This window comes from Ruegeria sp. YTSC106 (assembly GCF_059609765.1).
This window is the reverse complement of record NZ_JBXWMI010000005.1, coordinates 172,765-191,929: the sequence shown is the minus strand read 5'-3', so window position 1 is coordinate 191,929 and position 19,165 is coordinate 172,765. Positions and strand designations below refer to the sequence as shown.

The 19,165-nt window shown below is 57.5% G+C and carries 21 protein-coding genes; 8 read left to right on the top strand and 13 right to left on the bottom strand.

Features of this window, described 5'->3' with window-relative positions:
• The 3 genes from zwf to AC2FEB_RS09235 all read right to left on the bottom strand — a co-directional run bounded on the left by zwf (nucleotide 1) and on the right by AC2FEB_RS09235 (nucleotide 5,124).
• The gene (gene zwf / locus AC2FEB_RS09245; RefSeq protein WP_496673897.1) at nucleotides 1-1,446 is read right to left on the bottom strand and encodes a glucose-6-phosphate dehydrogenase; all 1,446 of its coding nucleotides are present in this window, start codon (nucleotides 1,444-1,446) and stop codon (nucleotides 1-3) included.
• Nucleotides 1,447-1,595: 149 nt separating this feature from the next.
• Nucleotides 1,596-3,839: a phosphoenolpyruvate--protein phosphotransferase gene (gene ptsP / locus AC2FEB_RS09240; RefSeq protein WP_496673895.1), complete on the bottom strand. Its 2,244-nt coding sequence runs from the start codon at nucleotides 3,837-3,839 to the stop codon at nucleotides 1,596-1,598.
• Between the two features lie 46 nt (nucleotides 3,840-3,885).
• Nucleotides 3,886-5,124 carry an aspartate kinase gene (locus AC2FEB_RS09235; protein WP_496673892.1) on the bottom strand — a complete coding sequence of 413 codons (1,239 nt, stop codon included), beginning with the start codon at nucleotides 5,122-5,124 and terminating at the stop codon, nucleotides 3,886-3,888.
• Nucleotides 5,125-5,289: 165 nt separating this feature from the next.
• Here AC2FEB_RS09235 and AC2FEB_RS09230 point away from each other — a divergent pair, with 165 nt between their 5' ends.
• Nucleotides 5,290-5,646, top strand: coding sequence for a hypothetical protein (locus tag AC2FEB_RS09230; protein WP_117872815.1), 357 nt, complete (start codon nucleotides 5,290-5,292; stop codon nucleotides 5,644-5,646).
• Here the strand turns inward: AC2FEB_RS09230 and AC2FEB_RS09225 are convergent.
• The 5 genes from AC2FEB_RS09225 to AC2FEB_RS09205 all read right to left on the bottom strand — a co-directional run bounded on the left by AC2FEB_RS09225 (nucleotide 5,640) and on the right by AC2FEB_RS09205 (nucleotide 8,694).
• The gene (locus tag AC2FEB_RS09225) at nucleotides 5,640-6,278 is read right to left on the bottom strand and encodes an SDR family oxidoreductase (RefSeq protein ID WP_496884004.1); all 639 of its coding nucleotides are present in this window, start codon (nucleotides 6,276-6,278) and stop codon (nucleotides 5,640-5,642) included. The genes AC2FEB_RS09230 and AC2FEB_RS09225 overlap by 7 nt on opposite strands.
• A 2-nt stretch (nucleotides 6,279-6,280) precedes the next feature.
• Nucleotides 6,281-6,736 carry a DUF1178 family protein gene (locus AC2FEB_RS09220; RefSeq protein ID WP_496673886.1) on the bottom strand — a complete coding sequence of 152 codons (456 nt, stop codon included), beginning with the start codon at nucleotides 6,734-6,736 and terminating at the stop codon, nucleotides 6,281-6,283.
• Between the two features lie 72 nt (nucleotides 6,737-6,808).
• The gene (locus AC2FEB_RS09215; protein WP_496673883.1) at nucleotides 6,809-7,270 is read right to left on the bottom strand and encodes an NUDIX hydrolase; all 462 of its coding nucleotides are present in this window, start codon (nucleotides 7,268-7,270) and stop codon (nucleotides 6,809-6,811) included.
• A gap of 133 nt (nucleotides 7,271-7,403) precedes the next feature.
• Nucleotides 7,404-8,147, bottom strand: coding sequence for an EcsC family protein (locus AC2FEB_RS09210; protein WP_496673880.1), 744 nt, complete (start codon nucleotides 8,145-8,147; stop codon nucleotides 7,404-7,406).
• Between the two features lie 52 nt (nucleotides 8,148-8,199).
• Complete coding sequence (locus tag AC2FEB_RS09205) at nucleotides 8,200-8,694, bottom strand: GNAT family N-acetyltransferase (RefSeq protein ID WP_496673877.1); 495 nt, start codon at nucleotides 8,692-8,694, stop codon at nucleotides 8,200-8,202.
• A 71-nt stretch (nucleotides 8,695-8,765) separates the two neighbouring features.
• On the opposite strand from AC2FEB_RS09205, the gene AC2FEB_RS09200 reads away from it, so the two are divergent.
• Together AC2FEB_RS09200 and AC2FEB_RS09195 are read left to right on the top strand one after the other, a co-directional pair.
• Entirely contained in the window at nucleotides 8,766-9,371 is a 606-nt protein-coding gene (locus AC2FEB_RS09200; protein WP_496673874.1) for a flavin reductase family protein, read from the top strand.
• Nucleotides 9,371-10,009: a CatB-related O-acetyltransferase gene (locus AC2FEB_RS09195; protein WP_496673871.1), complete on the top strand. Its 639-nt coding sequence runs from the start codon at nucleotides 9,371-9,373 to the stop codon at nucleotides 10,007-10,009. The genes AC2FEB_RS09200 and AC2FEB_RS09195 overlap by 1 nt, the downstream gene beginning before the upstream one ends.
• Nucleotides 10,010-10,040: 31 nt before the next feature.
• Here AC2FEB_RS09195 and AC2FEB_RS09190 read toward each other — a convergent pair whose 3' ends face one another.
• Entirely contained in the window at nucleotides 10,041-11,675 is a 1,635-nt protein-coding gene (locus AC2FEB_RS09190) for a SulP family inorganic anion transporter (RefSeq protein WP_496673868.1), read from the bottom strand.
• 91 nt (nucleotides 11,676-11,766) lie between these two features.
• Between AC2FEB_RS09190 and AC2FEB_RS09185 the strand changes: the two genes are divergently transcribed.
• Nucleotides 11,767-12,402 (top strand): hypothetical protein, encoded by a 636-nt coding sequence (locus AC2FEB_RS09185; RefSeq protein ID WP_496673865.1) that lies wholly within the window; start codon nucleotides 11,767-11,769, stop codon nucleotides 12,400-12,402.
• A gap of 66 nt (nucleotides 12,403-12,468) precedes the next feature.
• A complete protein-coding gene (locus tag AC2FEB_RS09180) occupies nucleotides 12,469-13,341 on the top strand; it encodes an S-methyl-5'-thioadenosine phosphorylase (protein ID WP_496673863.1) in 873 nt (290 codons plus the stop codon).
• Between the two features lie 37 nt (nucleotides 13,342-13,378).
• On the opposite strand, the gene AC2FEB_RS09175 is transcribed toward AC2FEB_RS09180, so the two are convergent.
• The gene (locus tag AC2FEB_RS09175; protein ID WP_117869696.1) at nucleotides 13,379-14,044 is read right to left on the bottom strand and encodes a hypothetical protein; all 666 of its coding nucleotides are present in this window, start codon (nucleotides 14,042-14,044) and stop codon (nucleotides 13,379-13,381) included.
• Nucleotides 14,045-14,400: 356 nt separating this feature from the next.
• On the opposite strand from AC2FEB_RS09175, the gene AC2FEB_RS09170 reads away from it, so the two are divergent.
• Nucleotides 14,401-15,030, top strand: a complete 630-nt coding sequence (locus tag AC2FEB_RS09170; protein ID WP_496673860.1) for a LysE family translocator — start codon at nucleotides 14,401-14,403, stop codon at nucleotides 15,028-15,030.
• A 7-nt stretch (nucleotides 15,031-15,037) separates the two neighbouring features.
• Here the strand turns inward: AC2FEB_RS09170 and AC2FEB_RS09165 are convergent, their stop codons facing one another.
• Nucleotides 15,038-15,217 carry a hypothetical protein gene (locus tag AC2FEB_RS09165; protein ID WP_496673857.1) on the bottom strand — a complete coding sequence of 60 codons (180 nt, stop codon included), beginning with the start codon at nucleotides 15,215-15,217 and terminating at the stop codon, nucleotides 15,038-15,040.
• Between the two features lie 434 nt (nucleotides 15,218-15,651).
• On the opposite strand from AC2FEB_RS09165, the gene AC2FEB_RS09160 reads away from it, so the two are divergent.
• Together AC2FEB_RS09160 and AC2FEB_RS09155 are read left to right on the top strand one after the other, a co-directional pair.
• Nucleotides 15,652-16,191, top strand: coding sequence for an adenine phosphoribosyltransferase (locus AC2FEB_RS09160; protein WP_496673854.1), 540 nt, complete (start codon nucleotides 15,652-15,654; stop codon nucleotides 16,189-16,191).
• A 170-nt stretch (nucleotides 16,192-16,361) separates the two neighbouring features.
• Nucleotides 16,362-16,844 (top strand): fasciclin domain-containing protein, encoded by a 483-nt coding sequence (locus AC2FEB_RS09155; RefSeq protein ID WP_496673851.1) that lies wholly within the window; start codon nucleotides 16,362-16,364, stop codon nucleotides 16,842-16,844.
• A gap of 36 nt (nucleotides 16,845-16,880) precedes the next feature.
• Here AC2FEB_RS09155 and AC2FEB_RS09150 read toward each other — a convergent pair whose 3' ends face one another.
• Both AC2FEB_RS09150 and AC2FEB_RS09145 read right to left on the bottom strand, forming a co-directional pair.
• A complete protein-coding gene (locus AC2FEB_RS09150) occupies nucleotides 16,881-18,296 on the bottom strand; it encodes an FAD-binding oxidoreductase (protein ID WP_496884003.1) in 1,416 nt (471 codons plus the stop codon).
• A 38-nt stretch (nucleotides 18,297-18,334) separates the two neighbouring features.
• Nucleotides 18,335-19,153 (bottom strand): MBL fold metallo-hydrolase, encoded by an 819-nt coding sequence (locus tag AC2FEB_RS09145; protein ID WP_117872817.1) that lies wholly within the window; start codon nucleotides 19,151-19,153, stop codon nucleotides 18,335-18,337.
• Nucleotides 19,154-19,165 lie beyond the last annotated feature (12 nt).

The following is a 19,165-nucleotide window of genomic DNA, read 5'->3' as shown; positions in this document are numbered from 1 at the left end:
TTACCCTCCGATCTGACGCCAGCGACGCCCATCGCGATGCATCAGCATCAATGCTTCTTCGGGGCCTGAACCGCCCTGATCGTATCGTGCGGGTCGATCACCCCGTTGTTCCCACCCCTGAACGATGGGATCGACCCAGGCCCAGGCGGCCTCGGCCTCATCCCCGCGCATGAACAGGGTTTGATCGCCACGGATAACATCCATCACCAGACGTTCATAAGCGTCCGGCGCTTGCGCTTCGGCCCCCAGTGCATCGGCAAAGCTCATGTCAAGCGCAACGTCCGACAGGCGGAAGCCCCCCGGCCCCGGATCCTTTATCGTGGTGCGCAAGGTGATGCCTTCATCAGGTTGCAACCGGATCACCAATACGTTGCCATGCAGTGGACCGACATTGGGGAAAATCGTATGCGGAGGGTCACGAAAGAACACCGCAATTTCGGATTCGCGTGCCCGCAGGCGTTTACCGGTGCGCAGATAGAACGGCACACCTGCCCAGCGCCAGTTACCGATATGAACCTTGAGGGCAATGAAGCTTTCGGTGCGGCTGGCGGGGTTGCCGACATGATCGACATAGCCGCCCTCGCCTTTTTCGGCCCGGTACTGGCCGCGCGCGATGTCGGACTGGGCAACGGGTTCCAGCGCTTCGATAACCTTGACCTTCTCGTCTCGCACCGCATTGGGCGAGAATTTCGACGGCGGTTCCATCGCGGTCAGGCACAACAACTGCACAAGATGGTTCTGGATCATGTCCCGCATCGCGCCGGACTGATCGTAATAGGCCCCGCGCCCTTCGACGCTTACGGTCTCGGCTACTGTGATCTGCACGTGATCAACATGGGTCGAATTCCAGAGTGGTTCGAACAGCGAGTTCGCAAAGCGCAGCGCCATCAGGTTCTGCACGGTCTCTTTGCCTAGATAATGGTCGATTCGGTAAACCTGATGTTCTTCGAAACAGGCACGCAAGCCTTCGTTCAGCGCCTTCGCTGAGGCCAGGTCGTGCCCAAATGGTTTTTCGACGACAATGCGGCTGTCCGGTGTCGCAAGGCCAGCGTCATGCAGCCGCTGCGCGATACCCGAAAAAAGGCTTGGACCAACGGACAAATAAAAGGCCCGCACGACGTCATCGCGCATCAGCTCTTTCAGATCAGACCACCCGGCCTCACCCAGAGCGTCCACGGGCACGTATTCGACATGGGCAAGGAACCGATCCAATGTCTGTTGGGAAAAACCCGGCGCGAACTGTTGCATCGATTTGCGGACCTGATCGCGAAACCCGTCGCTGTCGATATCAGAGCGTGCGGTACCGATGATCCGCGCGCCGTCGGGCATTTGCCCGACCTCGAAGCGATGGTACAGGCCCGGCAGGATCTTACGCTGCGCCAGATCGCCGGTCGCGCCGAAAAGCACCAGATCGAATGGCTCTACCGGAATTACGCGTGAAACCATCACGGGCTCCTTTTGAGTTTGCCGATATCAGCTTAGCACGGCGTGAAAACCCGCAAAACCTGATATGTTATCGCTAACATTGCTTGTCTATTAGAAAGTCGCCCATAAAAAATCAAGCATAGTTTGACAAAACCGGCTCGTTTTGCGCATTAAGTCTGATTGCGCAGCCAATCCATCACCGCAGGACGCACGGATTGGTCGCCGCGATGGCGTGCATCAGCGATGATTTTGCGAACCTCCGTCAGGTTACACCGCAAAAGAAGGCTTTTGACCGGACCGATTGAGGCAGGGCGCATCGACAGCGTCCGTATCCCCATTGCCGCAAGGCACAACGCCTCAACCGGGCGACCCGCATCTTCGCCACAGAAGCTGAGCGGGGTATCCGAGATATCGCAGCGTTCTACGATACGTTCCATCAGGCTCAGGAAGCTGACATTCAGTGTGTCATAGCGACGGCGGACCAGTTCGTTTTCACGGTCAGCGGCAAAGAAGAACTGCTTGAGATCGTTGCCGCCGATTGAAATGAAGTCCACCTCATCAAAGAACTTCTGCGGTGCAAAGGCCAGCGACGGGGTTTCCAGCATCGCGCCAACCTCAAGCGTTTCGGGCAGGACATGGCCAAGTCGTTTTTCCCGCTCGATGGTTTTGTTCACCTCCCAGCGGGCTTCGCGGTATTCCTCGGCCTGGGCGACAAAGGGGAACATGATGGTCAAAGGCCGACCATTCGCAGCCCGCAACAAGGCCTGCAACTGCATCCGCATGACACCACGCTTGTCCAGACCAACGCGAATGGCGCGCCAGCCCAGCGCCGGGTTTGGTTCGGCCACGTGTTTCATATAGGGCAGAACCTTGTCCGACCCGATATCGAGTGTGCGGAACACCACCCTTTTGTCCCCCGCCGCGTCCAGAACGCGCTGATACTGGCCCACCAGTTCGGACCGTTTCGGCATCTGGTTGCGGATCAGGAATTGCAGCTCGGTTCGGAACAGACCTACGCCTTCGGCCCCTGAAGTGCCAAGCGATGGCAGGTCGGCCATCAGACCTGCGTTCATCACCAGATTGATACGCGATCCATCGCGCGTGACGCATGGGGTTTCACGGATCGAGGCATAGCGTTCCTGCGCCTTGGCCTGCATCGCGATCTTGTCACGGAAGGCACTGACCACGCTGTCTTCGGGGCGCAGATGCACAACACCCTGATCGCCATCGACCAAAACGTGGTCACCATTCAGCGCCTCGGTGGTGATCCGGCCCACGTGAACGACCAAAGGAATCGCCAGCGCCCGTGCCACGATCGTGGCGTGGCTGCCAACCGAGCCTTCTTCGAGGATAATCCCCTTCAGCGCCCGCCCGTATTCCAGCAGATCGCCGGGGCCGATATTGCGCGCGATCAGGATCGGGTCAGTGGGCAGATCGGCACTGTCTGTCTTGCCCTGCCCTGTCAGAATGCGCAGCAGCCGGTTGCTGAGATCGTCCAGATCCGCCAGCCGTTCACGCAGATAGGGATCGGTGACCTGCCCCATGCGCGCACGGGCCTGGGATTGTTCTTTCTCCACCGCGGCCTCGGCGCTGAGACCCAGGGCAATGTCTTCCTCCATCCGCCGCATCCAGCCTTTGGAATTGGCGAACATACGATAAGCTTCCAGCACCTTCAGCTGTTCCTTATCGCCGCCCTGAGAAATCTCGAGCATCTTGTCGACACCGACGCGCAGTTCTTCTACTGCGCCGACCAGACGTTCGCTTTCCCGGTGCGGGTCTTCGGCAATTGGATTGGTGACAACCACGCGCGGTTCGTGCAGCCAGACATGCCCTTCGGCGGAACCTTCCTGCGCCGGGCCACCGCGCAACAGAACGGATTGCTGGTGCAGTGGCGACAAGGCCGCGCCCTCGCCGACAAAGGCACCCAATTCGGCCATTTCGGCCAACACCATGGCCACCACTTCAAGCGCATAAATCTCGTCAGCGGTAAACTCGCGCGCCTCGCGGGACTGGACAACCAGAACACCCAGCTTTTCCCCAAGGCGCTGAACCGGCACGCCCAGGAAGGAGGAATATCGTTCCTCGCCGGTTTCCGGCATATAGCGGAAGCCCTTGGCCGACGGCGCGTTGGCGGTGTTGACAACCTTGCCGAACTTGGCAACCCGCCCGACAAGACCTTCGCCCATGCGCATCCGGGTTTTGTGGACCGCTTCGGGCGACAGGCCTTCGGTCGCGCAAAGCTCGAGCGTGTCTTCATCGCGGAACAGGTAGATCGAGCACACCTCGGCCCTGATACTATCAGCAATCAGGTGCGTGATCCGGTCAAGACGTTCCTGACCGGCGGCTTCGCTTGCCATTTCTTCGCGTAGCCGACGCAGCAGCTTGCGGGATTCTGTTTCCGTGCCGTCTGACATGGCCCAACCGATTTAATGTGTCAGGCGAAACCTTTGGCCGATCAGCTCAGGCCGCCTTGTCCAGTTCAAAGGCATCATGCAGCGCCTGAACGGCAAGTTCCATGTATTTCCGATCCACAAGTACGGAAATTTTGATCTCGGAGGTTGTAATGACCTTGATGTTGATCCCCTCATCCGAGAGCACCTTGAACATCTTGGCCGCAACACCCGATTGCGAGCGCATCCCGATTCCCACAACCGAGACTTTGCAGACATCGGTGTCTGCCACCAGCTCTGCATAGTTCAACTCGCCCTTTTCCTTGATCGCCAGCAGCGCTTTTTCGGCACGGGCCACCTGATCGGTGGGGCACGAGAACGTCATGTCCGTGCGGCCCTCGTCCGAAATGTTCTGGACGATCATATCGACATTCACGCCCTCTTCGCTGAGGGCCGAGAAGATGGTCGTGGCGATGCCCGGCCGGTCGGCCACGGAAACAACGGTCATCTTGGCTTCGTCGCGGGAATAGGCCACACCGGCCACAACATTGGATTCCATGATATCCTCCTCGTCGCAGACCAGCGTGCCGGCCTCATCGGATTGTTCTTCAAAGCTTGACAGAACGCGCAGTTTCACCTTGTACCGCATCGCCAGTTCAACCGAGCGGGTCTGCAGCACCTTGGCACCAAGCGACGCCAGTTCAAGCATTTCCTCAAATGAGATGCGGTCCAGCTTGCGTGCTTTTTCACAGATGCGCGGGTCGGTGGTATAGACGCCATCAACGTCTGTGTAGATGTCACAGCGCTCAGCACCGAAGGCTGCCGCAAAGGCAACAGCTGTGGTGTCCGACCCACCCCTGCCCAGCGTGGTAATCCGGCCTTCCGGGCTGATGCCCTGGAACCCGGCAACCACGGCCACGCGCATACCTTCGCCGAATTTCTGGTTCAGGTTCTCGGTCGGGATTTCCTCGATCCGCGCCTGACTGTGCGCACTGGTGGTCATCAGCGGCACCTGCCAGCCCTGCCAGCTGCGCGCAGGGATGTCCATTTCCTGCAAGGTCAGGGCCATCAGGCCGGCGGTCACGTTCTCACCCGAGGACACGACGGCATCGTATTCGCGCGCATCGAACAGAGGTGATGTCTCGTTCACCCAGCCCACAAGCTCGTTGGTTTTGCCCGACATGGCCGAGACGATGACGATCACGTCATAGCCCTTGGCAACTTCAACGCCGATACGCTTGGCAGCGCGGCGGATACGGTCCAGATGGGCGACTGATGTGCCGCCGAATTTCATAACGAGTACGGGCATGGGGGCAAAAGTCTCCGCGCCTTGGATGATAAGTTCCGTGCCTCATAAGCGAGGGGCACCGCAAGGGCAAGGGCGCAAAGGGGTCACCCCTGCGGCGCAGGGCCGCTTTACATTGCACCGGCACGGTGTCAGCCTATGAAGAACAACCAATTCAAGAGGTTCTTCATGTTTCGCCTAGCCCTTGCCTTTGCCTTACTTTCATCGCCTGCACTGGCCCAGGTCGCGAGTGTCGCCGGGACGGACGGCAAGAACGCGCTGGGTAAAATTCCCTGCGCCGCAAATGCCGGTGATCCCATGCAAAGCTGCAACGCCGAGCTGCGCCGCCATGACGACGGCAGTATAACCGTTGCGGTGGCCCTGGGTGGCGGACATGTGCGTAATATCTACTTCAAGGATGGTGTGCCGGACTCCAGCAACTCGACCTCGAAAATCTCACATGAAACGCGCGGCGATTTGATGGTGGTCTACATTGAACCCGGTGAGGTCTTTGAAATCCCCAAAGCCGCTTTGACCTCTCAATAAGCGTGCGGTTGACCGTCATAGGTTTCAAAACACCCCGTGGTGCCTAGCGACAAGACATCAAATCGTTCAATCAGGCCGGATACGGCCTGATCCACATCGATATCAGCCGCAGCACCGCCCATATCTGTCTGAACCCAGCCCGGGTGATAGATACCAACGGCAACCCCGTCATCTTTGAGATCCATTGCCAGATTCCGCCCAAGGTTCAAAACCGCCGCTTTGGACGCGCGGTATATATAACTGCCACCCGGCGCGAGGATGTGCGACGCCATTTTCGACGAAAGGATCGCGACCTTGCCCCCCGCCGCGCGCAGGTTGGGCAACAGGGCCTGTATCGTCAGAAAGACACCCGTGACATTTACCGCAAAGCTATGCGCCCACATGTCAGCCGGATAATCATTGATCGAGTGCCCTTTGTCCAAATACACTCCGGCGTTGCAGATCAGCAGGTCGATAGGCTGACCTTTCAACTGTTCCGCCATGGCCGATTGTTGCGCGGGATCGGACACATCAAGACGAACCTGCATGCCGCCGTCGCGCGCCGTTCCGGTGACTTTCTCCCCCCGACTGACGTAACGCTGTGCCAGCGCTTGCCCGATGCCGCGATTGGCGCCGGTAATCACGATGTGCATGATCAATTAGTCTTTCTGCTGGGGACAAATGGCAGCGGGGCCACCGGCACGCCATCTTCGATCAGCGATTTCGCCTCATCCAGCTTGGCTTCTCCGTAAATGGCGCGGTCCGGAGCTTCGCCAAGGTGGATCTTGCGCGCCTCTCTGGCGAAGTCTTTCCCCACATAATCCGAGTTCTCTTCGACATGGCGGCGCATCTCGGCCAAAACCTTCTCGATCTCAGGCGATGGGTTGGCCACGTCGATCTTTTCTTCTGTGGCAGGCCGGATTTCGTTTTTTTTCAGAGCTTTCCGCGCTGGGCGGACGCGAGGTGTCATGATCGCCTTCTCGACCTGCGTGCACCCGCAAACCGCGCAGGTGACCATATCCACAGAGGCCAACTTGTCATAGGCTTCGGCGGATTGGAACCAACTGTCGAAAGTGTGGCCTTCGCTGCATTTCAACGCGTATTGAATCATGTTCAGTCCAAAAAATCGATTGGCGAATAGATACCGATCAAGGTGACAATATCAAGCCTACCAGATGCTACTTTAATGTGTGTACGGCTTAAAGTCGCGCAACAATTCAGCAAGTTCACGGGAATCAACCTTTTGCGCCGCTTTTTTCGGCGAAAACCATTTGCGCTTGCGCTCGCTCTTTTCCGGGTAGTCTGGCGACAAAACCCGCACATGCACTGAAAAAACATCCACAAGACACAAGGTTGGAGACCGGTTCAAATGGTGCTTGAGATACAGGAACTGCCCCAATCGCGTCCCGTTGCACCGGCCACATACGCCCGCCTCTTCCCACGCCTCTTGCAAGGCGGTTTCCTGTGGGCTCAGGCCGGATATAAGCCACCCTTTGGGAACGATCCATCGCCGTGACTTGCGTGTCGTGACCAACAGGACCTTGGGACGACCGCGCTTGATCCGGAAACACAAAGCCGAAGATTGCCGCAAAACAGGCTGCTTTGCAGCTTTGGGAAAGTCATGAAGCAGCAATCGTGCTTTCATTGAGCGACGCACCCTTTTGGTCAAACGTCAGCCAACCGAAAAATCTTACGCTTACCTATCTAGCGGCTGACATCTGCAAACATACCACATGATGTGTCGTTCGCCAAGGCAGTCAGGTCGAGCAAGGGATCGCCTACATTCTGGCAGAGAGCCGCCGCGCCAGAGCGTCATGGGGAATATCAGCGTCAATTGCCAGCCGGCGCAAACCGAAATGCACGCGCGCGATCTGTTGGTAATAGCGCGTGTAGACGTAGTTCGTACCACCACCGGCCAATGCGCCCAGCACAGGAACGGACTGGGCTGCCAGTTTTTGCCCCAGCACAATCGAAAAGCGCGGCGCAACGGCGGCAATAAGACGTTGCATGGCCGGCCCGGTCAGGGTCAGTCGAACCGAGAAAAAACCCAGATCTGCCCCATCATCATGCGACAATGGTCCTGCCGCCGACAATACGCGAACACAATCGAACTTTACGTTTTCAGCAGAAGGATCGAACCCCTCGCGTGCCGCAGCCCCCTGAATGGCGCGCAGAAGCATCGCGGTTGTTGCAGGCAGTTCCATCAGGGCTGTGGAAACACCGCCCAGCCCCCCGGCCGCACCCATGGCCGTGGTGACGGCAGTATTCACCCAAGGCTGCTGATCGGGAACAGCGCGCCGTGACCCCTGAGCCGCATGCATCGCCAGCCATAACGCCTGCTCGGTTGCGCCGGTCAGGCCATTTCGCACAGGTTCCGGCAACTGTTCCAGCAATGACTCGGCCGAGCCGCCCAGTTTGTTCAACAACTTGACACCAACGCCTCCGGCAGATCGGTAGTGATCCGCCAAACGATCCAGTTCGGCCTCGGTATCCACGTTTTCGACTAGAACTACGTTCTGCATTCACGCCCTCCTGTCTATAAACATCGGCGTTACGCAGCATGGTTTCAATAGGTCACAGGCTCCAACGTGTCACTGCCCCCTCAATGCCGGACCAGGCACCGGGCAACAATTCCAGCCCCAAAACCCGGTCAGGATTTGTGGGCGGAGGCATCTCGACCCCTTGTAATAGGGTGAACCCGAACCGAATGTAATAGGGCTCATCCCCTACCAGCATGACCCGTTGCCACCCGCGGGTTCGCCCCGCTTCGACCCCTTCATGTATCAGGAATCCGCCCAGACCCTCACCTTGGTGGGTGGGATGCACGGCAACCGGCCCCAACAGCAGAGCGTCGTGATCGCCGACATGAACCGGCCAGAACCGGATCGCACCGGCCAGAATCCCCTGACCGTCACGCGCGACCAGAGACAGGTCCGCAACCGGCGGCACGTCATCGCGCAACCGGTACGACGACAAGGCCTCACGACCCGGTGCAAAACACAGGTCATAAAGGGCTTCGACCTCCCACCAGTCGTCCGGCTCTTCCGGCCTGATCCCGAATTGCTGCACCCTGCCCTCTTTTACTTGCTGGAAATCGCCCTAGCACTTCGCTACGCCTTGGGCAAACGCTTGGAGTTCAGATGTTCTATCGCCCCGAAGACGGCCACGGCCTTCCGCACAACCCGTTCAATGCCATTATCACGCCGCGCCCGATTGGCTGGATCTCGACCCGGGATGCGGATGGGATCAACAATCTGGCACCCTATTCCTTCTTCAACGGCGTTGCCTATACGCCACCGCAGGTCATGTTTGCCTCGACCGGCACCAAACAGGATCAGAGCTTCGGCAAGGACAGCATCGCCAATATCGAGGCTACGGGTGTGTTTTGCGTGAATGTCGTGGCCTATGCGCACCGGGACGCGATGAATGCAAGTTCCGCCGGATTGCCGAAAGAAGTTGATGAGTTTTTACATGCTGGGCTTTCACCCATCGAATGCGAAACCATCACCTGCGCACGGATTGAAGGGGTCCCAGCCGCCCTGGAATGCAAGCTGACCCAAATCGTCACCCTACCCGGTGAAGCCAACCGGGTGGTGTTTGGCGAAGTGACAGGTGTACACCTGCACGACGATCATATTCGGGATGGCATGTTCGACGTGACCTCGTTCCAACCTTTGGCGCGGCTTGGGTATCGCGATTACTCTGTCGTTTCCGAGTTGTTCAGCCTTTCTAGACCGGATGACTGATGCCCCTGCCTGACGCTTCGCGCCGATATCCTGTCACTCTGCCTGACGGCACGGAACACAAAGGAACGGCTTTTCTGTCACGAGTGATCGACCACCCCAGAATTCAGGTGGGAGATTACACTTACGCATCAGATTTTGACGAACCCGAGGATTGGGCCAATCGGCTGGCCCCTTATCTGTTCGAGTTTTCGCGCGAAAAGCTGATTTTGGGGAAGTTTTGCCAAATTGCCCACGGCGTCCGCTTTGTGACAGCCTCGGCAAATCATGCGATGGATGGGATAACCTGCTTTCCCTTTCCAGTTTTCGATCCGGAACACATGTTGGAATTCCAGCCGGACGTCCGGGACACCGTGATAGGCAATGATGTCTGGATCGGCTATGGCGCATTGATCCTGCCCGGAGCCAATATCGGTGACGGAGCGATAATCGGCGCGGGTTCAGTCGTGCGTGGAACCATCCCGCCTTATGCGATAGTCTCGGGCAATCCTGCCGAGGTACGGCGATACCGGTTTGACGCCGACACAATCGAGCGGCTGCTTTCTTTGAAGTGGTGGGACTGGCCAGCCGAACTGATCGCCGAAGCCGAAAGCGCTCTGCTGACGGGAGATATCGATAAGCTGGAGCGCTTGGACCCTTGAAAAAGGCGGCCTGATTGGCCGCCCTTCGAAGTCAGTGCCCGCCCAGAATACCGGTGCGGACAGAGTAATCTACCGCCAGCTCGTAGTCCGGGTCATCATCACTGTCGACCATGAGGTGTCCGGCTTTGTTCAGCAGTTTGTGACAATCGCGGCTCAGGTGGCGAAGCATGACTCGTTTGCCTGCTGCCTCGTATTTTCCTGCGATATTCTCGATGGCTTGCAGGGCGGACTGATCCACCACGCGGCTTTCGGCAAAATCGATGATAACGGTTTCAGGATCGTTCTGGACGTCGAACAGTTCGATAAAGCCCTCAGAGGACCCAAAGAACAGTGGTCCCTGAATTTCATACACTTTCGCGCCTTGTTCGGTCTCGGATTCACGGGTCACCGCATGAATGCGCTTGGCATTGTTCCACGCATAGGCCAGAGCCGAGACAATGACGCCGACCACGACGGCAACGGCCAAGTCCTCCATCACCGTTACGACGGTGACCAGAACGATGACGAAGGCATCGGTCATTGGCACTTTGCGCAGAATCTTGAATGAGTTCCACGCAAAGGTGCCGATCACCACCATGAACATCACACCGACCAGCGCGGCCAGCGGAATTTGCTCGATCAGGGGTGATGCGAAAAGGATGAAGGTCAGCAGGAATAGCGCTGCCGCGATACCGGCTATACGTGTACGCCCGCCGGATTTCACGTTGATCATCGACTGGCCAATCATCGCGCAACCGCCCATGCCGCCGAAAAACCCGGTCACGATATTCGACGCGCCCTGCGCGATACATTCCTGAGAGGCCCCACCGCGCTTGCCTGTGATCTCACCCACAAGGTTCAGAGTCAGCAGGGATTCGATCAGGCCAATGGCGGCCAGAATGACCGCATAAGGCAGAATGATCTCAAAAGTTTCCCAGTTCAAAGGAACCATTGGAACATGGAACGCAGGCAGACCGCCTTCGATCGATGCCAGATCGCCGACGCGCGGCACATCAAGGCCAAACCCGATCACGATTGCCGCGACAACCAGAATACCGGCCAGAGGCGCTGGGATGATGCGCGTGATACGCGGCATGATCCAGATCACTGCCATGGTCAGCCCGACAAGACCCAGCATGGTGTAAAGCTGTATCCCGGACAACCATTCGCCACCGCTCAATCCATGACCGGTGTTTTCCATGGTTCCGGGCACTTTGAACTGTCCCATCTGGGCCAGAAAGATCACGATGGCCAGACCGTTCACAAAGCCCAGCATGACCGGATGCGGCACCAATCGAATGAAACGCCCCCAGTGCATGGCCCCGGCAATGACCTGAAGGATTCCCATAAGAACAACGGTCGCGAACAGGTATTCGACCCCATGTTCGGCCACCAGTGCCACCATGACAACCGCAAGCGCGCCGGTCGCGCCCGAGATCATGCCCGGTCGCCCACCGATCAGTGCCGTAATCAGCCCCACCAAAAACGCGGCGTAGAGTCCGACCAACGGGTGCACGCCCGCCACAAAGGCAAAGGCCACCGCCTCGGGCACCAGTGCAAGGGCAACCGTCAGACCGGACAGCAGCTCAATCCGCAGGCGTGAGAAGGTCAGTCCCTCATCTGGCACCCAGCGCAGATCGGGAATAGCGAGGCGATTGGCAAAGCTTGCCAGCAAGGCTCGGGGCATCAGACAGTCCTATGGGGTTATATGTTCGCGCGAAGGCGTTGTTGTAGCTGGCGCGCTGGCATTGAGCTACCGCACTAAGCGGGATGCAGCCATGCGAATAATGCATATCTCGGGCTCGCGGCAAGTTGATTTGCGGGACCACGAAGAAGCCACCACATGTCAGATCATGCGTTGGATCATCCTCTTTCTCTTCTCAGCCCTTCCCGCCCTCGCGCAGGATTTGAATGGCAATGACACGGCAGGAAACTGGCGGGTGACGCATCACGAGATTTTCGGCATCTGGAATTCGATCTGTGACGAGCGCGAAGAAAACGGTGCGTTGCGGCAGCGGTGCTACATCCGACGGGCAGAAGTGTTTTCCCTTCGGCCAAAATTCGCGGCACAGTTCGTTTTCGTTACGCCGGAACCGGAAGGTTTCAAAGTTGAATTCGGGATAGAGCCGGGTACTTTCTTCACCGCATCCGGATTTCGCATCGACCAAGGCGAAGAAACCATATGGCGCACCCGGCGCCCCGGATGCTTGACCGGGCTTGGCTGTACCTTCGAAGAACAACGCGCCAAGGACGTGCTGGACGCCATGCTGACCGGAGATGCGTTCCGCTTCGTGTTCCGAGACAGACACGGGCAATCACAGGATCTGACCTGGTCTCTGGGCGCGTTTGGCATAGCCTGGGCCGATTTCACCGGGCAATCACAACAGCGCAACCTGTTGGCGATACAGGAATAGGCCTCTTGTCAAATTCGGGCTGAACCCGCACAAATTCAACATCAGGTATTCAGGCGGAGCAGGACAGTGACCCAAACCAGGATAGCCGTCATCGGCGGATCAGGCATCTATGACATCGATGGGCTGGAGAACCCGGAGTGGGTAGAGGTTGAGACCCCATGGGGAACGCCGTCAGACCAGATCCTGACCGGATCGCTGGACGGTATCGAAATGGCCTTTCTGCCGCGTCATGGGCGCGGCCATGTGCACTCGCCGACAGATGTACCCTATCGCGCCAATATCGACGCGCTGAAACGATTGGGCGTGACGGATGTGATCTCGGTTTCGGCCTGCGGATCGTTCCGCGAACATATGGCACCGGGTGACTTCGTGATTGTCGATCAGTTCATCGATCGCACTTTTGCGCGGGAAAAGAGCTTCTTCGGAACTGGGTGCGTTGCCCATGTCAGCGTTGCCCATCCTACCTGCCCACGCCTGTCGGACGCATGCGAGACAGCGGGTAAGGCCGCCGGCATCACAATCCACCGGGGCGGCACCTATCTGGCGATGGAGGGCCCTCAGTTTTCCAGCCTTGCAGAATCCAGGATGTATCGCGAGCAATGGGGCTGTGACGTGATCGGAATGACCAACATGCCCGAGGCGAAACTCGCCCGAGAGGCCGAGCTGTGTTATGCGTCGATCGCGATGGTCACCGACTATGACAGCTGGCACCCGGACCATGGCGAGGTGGACGTGTCCACGATCATCGCCACCCTGACCGGCAATGCCGAAAAAGGCCGCGCACTGGTCAAGGGATTGCCTGCCCTACTGGGTTCCGAGCGCGCACCCTGCCCGCATGGCTGCGATCGGGCGCTGGAGTATGCGATCCTTACGGCCCCCGATAGTCGCGATGCGGCGCTGCTGGCCAAGCTGGACGCTGTGGCCGGGCGAATTCTGTAAGACCGACTTGAGATAATCGGCCAGGGTCTCAATGACCTCAATGGATGCGAACGATGCCCCAGTCGCCCTTTGAGCGAGCAAGCCAGCCGACTTTCAGCACGGATTGAAGCGAGACAGGTTTTGGACATGCATCTTCGCAACCATCAAATACTACCGAAGTCTGAGACATTTGAACCATAACCTGTTTTTCGTCGGAAACCGGATCAAAGAAGATGGTTTCTACAAGAAAAACAGAGTAGTTGGGGTTCGCAGCGGTTTCCTCAACAAGAGACCTGCAGGTGCTTCTGAATGACATACCCTCGTGGGCACTCCAGAACCTTTTTTGGAATTCCCACTTGGCGCTCTCATCCGAGAACTTCATGGATTTTACGATTTTGTCACCGACGTAGTCGGTTACGGCATCCATGGCACCGTTCCAGCCGATTGCCACAAGGCTAAGGCTGGTGAAGGAAACATCTTCCGGGCCAGATTCGTTCCCCCCAACAAACAAATTACAGATCTTTGTGGGTCTAAATTTTCCGGTCGAATGATCCAAGGCATAAGCCGCACCAAGCACAGGCGCATGTAGTGAACCCTTCGGAACAACAAGTTTCTGGTATTGTAAATCCAGTTCATTCGCATTCAAAACAAGCGTTTTACCAGCGCCCATGATTGCCAGTGCGCCAGCAACAATGACAGCGTTGCGTAAACTGATAACAGACATCCCAAGCTCTCCGAACTAGTTTTGAGGTTTAGGGCAGCATAGCGACCCGCCGCAGTTGAAATACCCGTCCGGGCAGGCAGCGGTGGCAGTCGGCATCAGCAATACGCTCAACAAAAAAATTGAAACGACAAGTTTCATGACGAACCTCCTTATTAAGTGACAATAAAAAAAACGGCGTAGTTATAGCACAAATTGAATATATTGTCCCGAAACCCCCATAACACGAATAAGCGATTGACTAAATTTGTGATTCACGGAAAATGGGAGCTGGCTTACAGAACAATCTCCCGGCTCAAGCAGCTTGATCCCCGGGACTGATTCTCTCGTTCTCGGGCGATCTGATCAGGAATTTGACGATGCAACTCGATCTCTGGCTGGCCTTTGTTGCCGCATCCACCGCCCTGCTGCTTATTCCGGGGCCTACCGTGCTGTTGGTACTGAGTTACGCCTTATCCAAAGGGCGCAGTGTCGCCGTTGCCTCGGCCACGGGGGTTGCAGTGGGCGATCTTGTGGCCATGACCGCATCCTTGTTGGGACTGGGCGCACTTGTTCTGGCTTCGGCCTCGTTGTTTTCTGTTCTCAAATGGGTGGGCGCGGCCTATCTGGTCTGGCTTGGGGTCAAACTGTTGCGCAGCGCACCAGCCGGTGGATTGAGCATGGTCGACACCGGGCGGGATGTCACCGCACGCAGCGTGTTCGGCCACGCAGCGGCCGTCACTGCCCTGAACCCGAAATCCATCGCCTTCTTCATTGCCTTTGTGCCGCAGTTCATACGCCCTGCTGAACCGCTTGGACCTCAGTTCGTCATCCTGATTGCCACATTCGTCGGGCTGGCCTGGTTGAACGCGTTGGCCTACGCCCTTTTGGCAGACAGGTTGCGGCGGCTGATCGGGCGCGCCAGCGTCATTACGGCAATGACACGGTTTGGCGGTTTGACCTTGATCGGGATGGGTATGGCCACGGCGGTCCTGCGCCGGCCGGCCTGACACCGCATCAGTCTTCGGCGTGTTCTTTCATGAATCCACGAATAAATCTGCGGATTTCGCGCGCGGCCGACGTGTCCAGTTCTTTGCAAAGCTCGACAAATGAGTCACGTTCGTCCCTGTCGAGGCGTAAGACCAACTGACTGTTTTTCTTGGTCGATCCTTTGCCATCCTTCCCGGCCACGCGCATTTTCCTAACGAAGCTTTGCTGCTATAGGCGATACTTTGTGTATACATAGCATAGTTGTTGTCGTTATCAGGCACATAACAATAATGATTGGAAATTGGCAATGAAGCTTCATGCCGTACAGGCAGTTTTTTCGCCGGAGCAAGGCAATTGAATCAAACCGCACCCGGAGCCAAGGCCCATCGGATTGCAACCCAAACAGATTGCTCACTGTCCCCCCGGCAATCCGGGCGCTGGGGATATTTGGTCGAGCCGGCAGCAACAATATAAATGGGTCAGGCACCTATCGTGGTGACGGCCCAGGTTACGCCGATTTTTTGGCCTGCTCAAAGCTGCAACCTCACATTGACGCCAATCCTGCCAAGGAATTGTTCCTTGCATGGTCAATCCTCTTGGGCCAAACACAATATTGCTGTTTGACGCTAAAAGGTTGGTCCATGTCCAGAAACAAATCTGTCAAAGATTATATCCGAACCATCGTCGATTTTCCTCACGAAGGGATCATGTTTCGCGATGTGACAACCCTGTTTGCCGATCCCCGCGGGTTTCGGATGGCGATTGACCAGATGCTGCACCCCTATGCAGGTGAGCGGATCGACAAAGTGGTCGGGCTTGAAGCACGCGGCTTTATTCTGGGCGGTGCGATCGCACATCAGTTGAGCGTCGGTTTTGTCCCGATCCGCAAGAAGGGCAAACTGCCCGGCACAACAATCAGCCAAGATTACAAGTTGGAATACGGAGAGGCGATCGTCGAGATCCATGACGATGCCATCCAACCCGGTGAAAAAATTCTGGTGGTCGACGATCTGCTGGCTACGGGCGGAACGGCAGCGGCAGGTATCAAGCTGATCGAACGGCTTGGGGGCGAAATCGTATCATGCGCCTTCATCATAGACCTGCCCGAGCTTGGCGGCTGTAAAGTGCTGGAGGAGATGGGCATGGACGTGCATGTCCTGTGCGAATTCCAAGGTCTCTGACCAAGAGTTTTTCACAAAAGCGTGATTGGAAACTGAAAACCGGGCAGGCTTAGCGCGGTTTTTGCGCCGATCAAGGCGCAAAACGGATCAATACAAGTGATCTTGTGGTCAGGTTGCCCCGTACCTTGGGTGATGCTGCTTGAAGCATTTCAACCTAGGGAGTTTAGCTCATGTTCCGCAATTTCGCCGCCGCCGGTGTCGCCTCGATCCTGTTTAGCACTGCTGCATTCGCCGATGGTCACGGCAAGGACATTGTTGACACAGCCGTCGCCGCTGGCAGCTTTGAAACACTCGTCGCGGCAGTTCAGGCCGCCGAACTGGTGGACACACTTAAAGGCGAAGGCCCGTTCACCGTGTTTGCCCCCACCGATGACGCATTCGCAGCTTTGCCCGAAGGCACCGTCGAAAACTTGCTGAAGCCCGAAAACAAGGATCAGCTGGTAGCCATTCTGACCTACCATGTCGTGCCGGGCAAAGTGATGTCAGGTGATCTGAGCGATGACATGACGGCTGCAACCGTACAAGGCGGCGATATCACAATCGATCTGGATTCGGGTGTGATGGTGAATGACGCCAACGTGGTTCAGGCCGACATCGAAACCAAGAACGGCGTGATCCATGTGATCGACAAGGTGATCCTGCCTGCCTCGTAAGAAACAACCGGGCACGGTCCGACGCTCGGGCCGTGTTCACCCTTTCAGAACCGCGCCAGGGTTCATGATGCCCTGCGGATCCAATGCCGTTTTGATGGCCCGCATCGCGCCCAGCTTGGCCGGATCGCCATAGCGCTCCAGATCGCCGGTCTTGAGGCGCCCCACCCCATGTTCAGCACTGACCGAGCCGTCGAAGGCGTCAACCAGATCATGTACGGCCCTCTTGATCGCGCCTCTTTGGCCCTCAAAATCCGATCGGCTCTGCCCTTTGGGCGGGAACACATTGTAATGCAGATTGCCGTCACCAAGATGGCCAAAGCAATTGATCCGGAAAGGCCCTAGACCCGCAATCAATTCTCTGCCTTCGCAAATGAAGTCGGGAATTTTGGAAATCGGGATGGAAATATCATGGCTCGACACCGACCCGATCAGACGATTGGCTTCGGGGATGCGTTCGCGCACCGCCCACAAATCGGCCCGCTGCGCTTCACTTTGGGCGATTACTCCGTCCTGAGCCTGACCGAGTTCTTCAGCGCAAACGAAGAGTTCCTCCAGCGCGCCAAATGGTGACGGCCTGTCAGCCAGACCCAGCTCAATCAATACGCTCCACTCTGGCGGCGAGCGGAACGGTTGACGGACATCCGGCAGAACCTCGGCCAGAAAATCAAGCCCTTGCCGGTGGATCAACTCAAACGTGCTGACCGCCTCACCCACCTTGTCCCGGGCCAAAGCCAGCAGGTCGATCGCCGCTTCGGGAGAAGCCACCTGAAACACCGCTGTCCCAACGGCGGCCGGGCGGGGGAACAGCTTGAGCGATGCGGCAGTGATGATCCCCAGCGTCCCCTCGGCCCCGATCAGCAGATTGCGCAGGTCATAGCCGGTATTATCCTTTCGCAGCCGGCTGAGACCGTGCCAGATCTCGCCACTGGGCAACACCGCCTCAAGCCCCAGGCACAGGTCGCGCGCGTTGCCATACCGCAAAACGTTGACGCCCCCTGCATTAGTCGACAGGTTGCCCCCGATCCGGCAGGATCCCTGTGCCGCCAACGACAGAGGAAACAATCGGTTTACCGCCTCGGCTGCGGCCTGAACGTCTTGAAGAATGGCTCCGGCTTCGGCGACCAGAATGTTCTCGGTCGGGAAGACAGACCGGATGGCGGTCATCCGTTCCAACGAGATCAGCAATGGCGCCGGACCCTCTGACATCACTTGCCCGCCAACCAGACCGGTGCCGCCGCCATAAGGAACGATCGGGACCCGCGCTTGCGCAGCCAACTCCACCAGCACCGCCACCTCTTCGGTGTTGCGGGGCAAGGCCAGCAGACCGATCTGTCCGGCAAACCGCCCGCGCGGTTCTTCCAGATACCGTTCTTCCACGGGGCGCATCACCCTATCGCCCAGTTTCGAACGGATCAATGCAGCAAAACGGTCATCAGCGGGGTTCAAATTCATACGCCTTCAATGCCCAAGCGATGCGGTTGCCGCAAGCCTTATTCAAGATCAATCAGATAGCGCGGCTCAAGCACCACAACCGTGGGGCGGTCCGGAAGGTCCCGCAGCGAGACGGTAATTTCCGACACCCCGTCGCGCTCAACCGGAAATGTATCCCTGATATCCACCAGGAAGCGATCCAGCGAGAACTGCGAGAACCAGTGCATCGGAATGATGACTGAACTTTTCAGCCGTTTCAGAACCGCAATCATCTCGGGCAGAGGCATGGTGGTCCCGCCATCAACAGCAGCCATGACCACATCCAACCGGCCCAGCGCAGCGAACTGTTCATCCGACGGCACGTGATGCAAATGCCCCAGATGACCTATGCACAACCCCTCAACCTCGAACACAAAAATCGAATTGCCGCGTTCTTCGACTCCACCATAAACAGACCGGATGTCGGTCGAGACATTGCGTACCAGCATCTCGTCCAGATCCAGATGATGCTCGATACCTTTCCCGAACTCTCCCCACCCCGGAAGAACATGCGGAATGGCCGGATCGGGATGTGCCGTCCAATGCGTGCCGTGGGCATGGTTCATCGTCACTACGTCTGGGATCAAATCTGCGCTGCCGATAAACCCGGTAAAGTCAGTCACCGCATTCAGCCCGCCGCGGGTCTGGATCATGAAAGAGGCATGCGCGATATAGCTGATCCGCACCGAGAACACTGGCACAGGATCCTGCCACGCTGCCTTGTGCAGATACTCAAGTCCGGGTGCCGCATCAGCAATGGCAATACAGTGGCTTGGCCGACGCTCCTGCGCAACGGCCCCGCCCGAAAACACCATAAATGCCGCAATCAACCAGCGCATATTCCGAAGTGT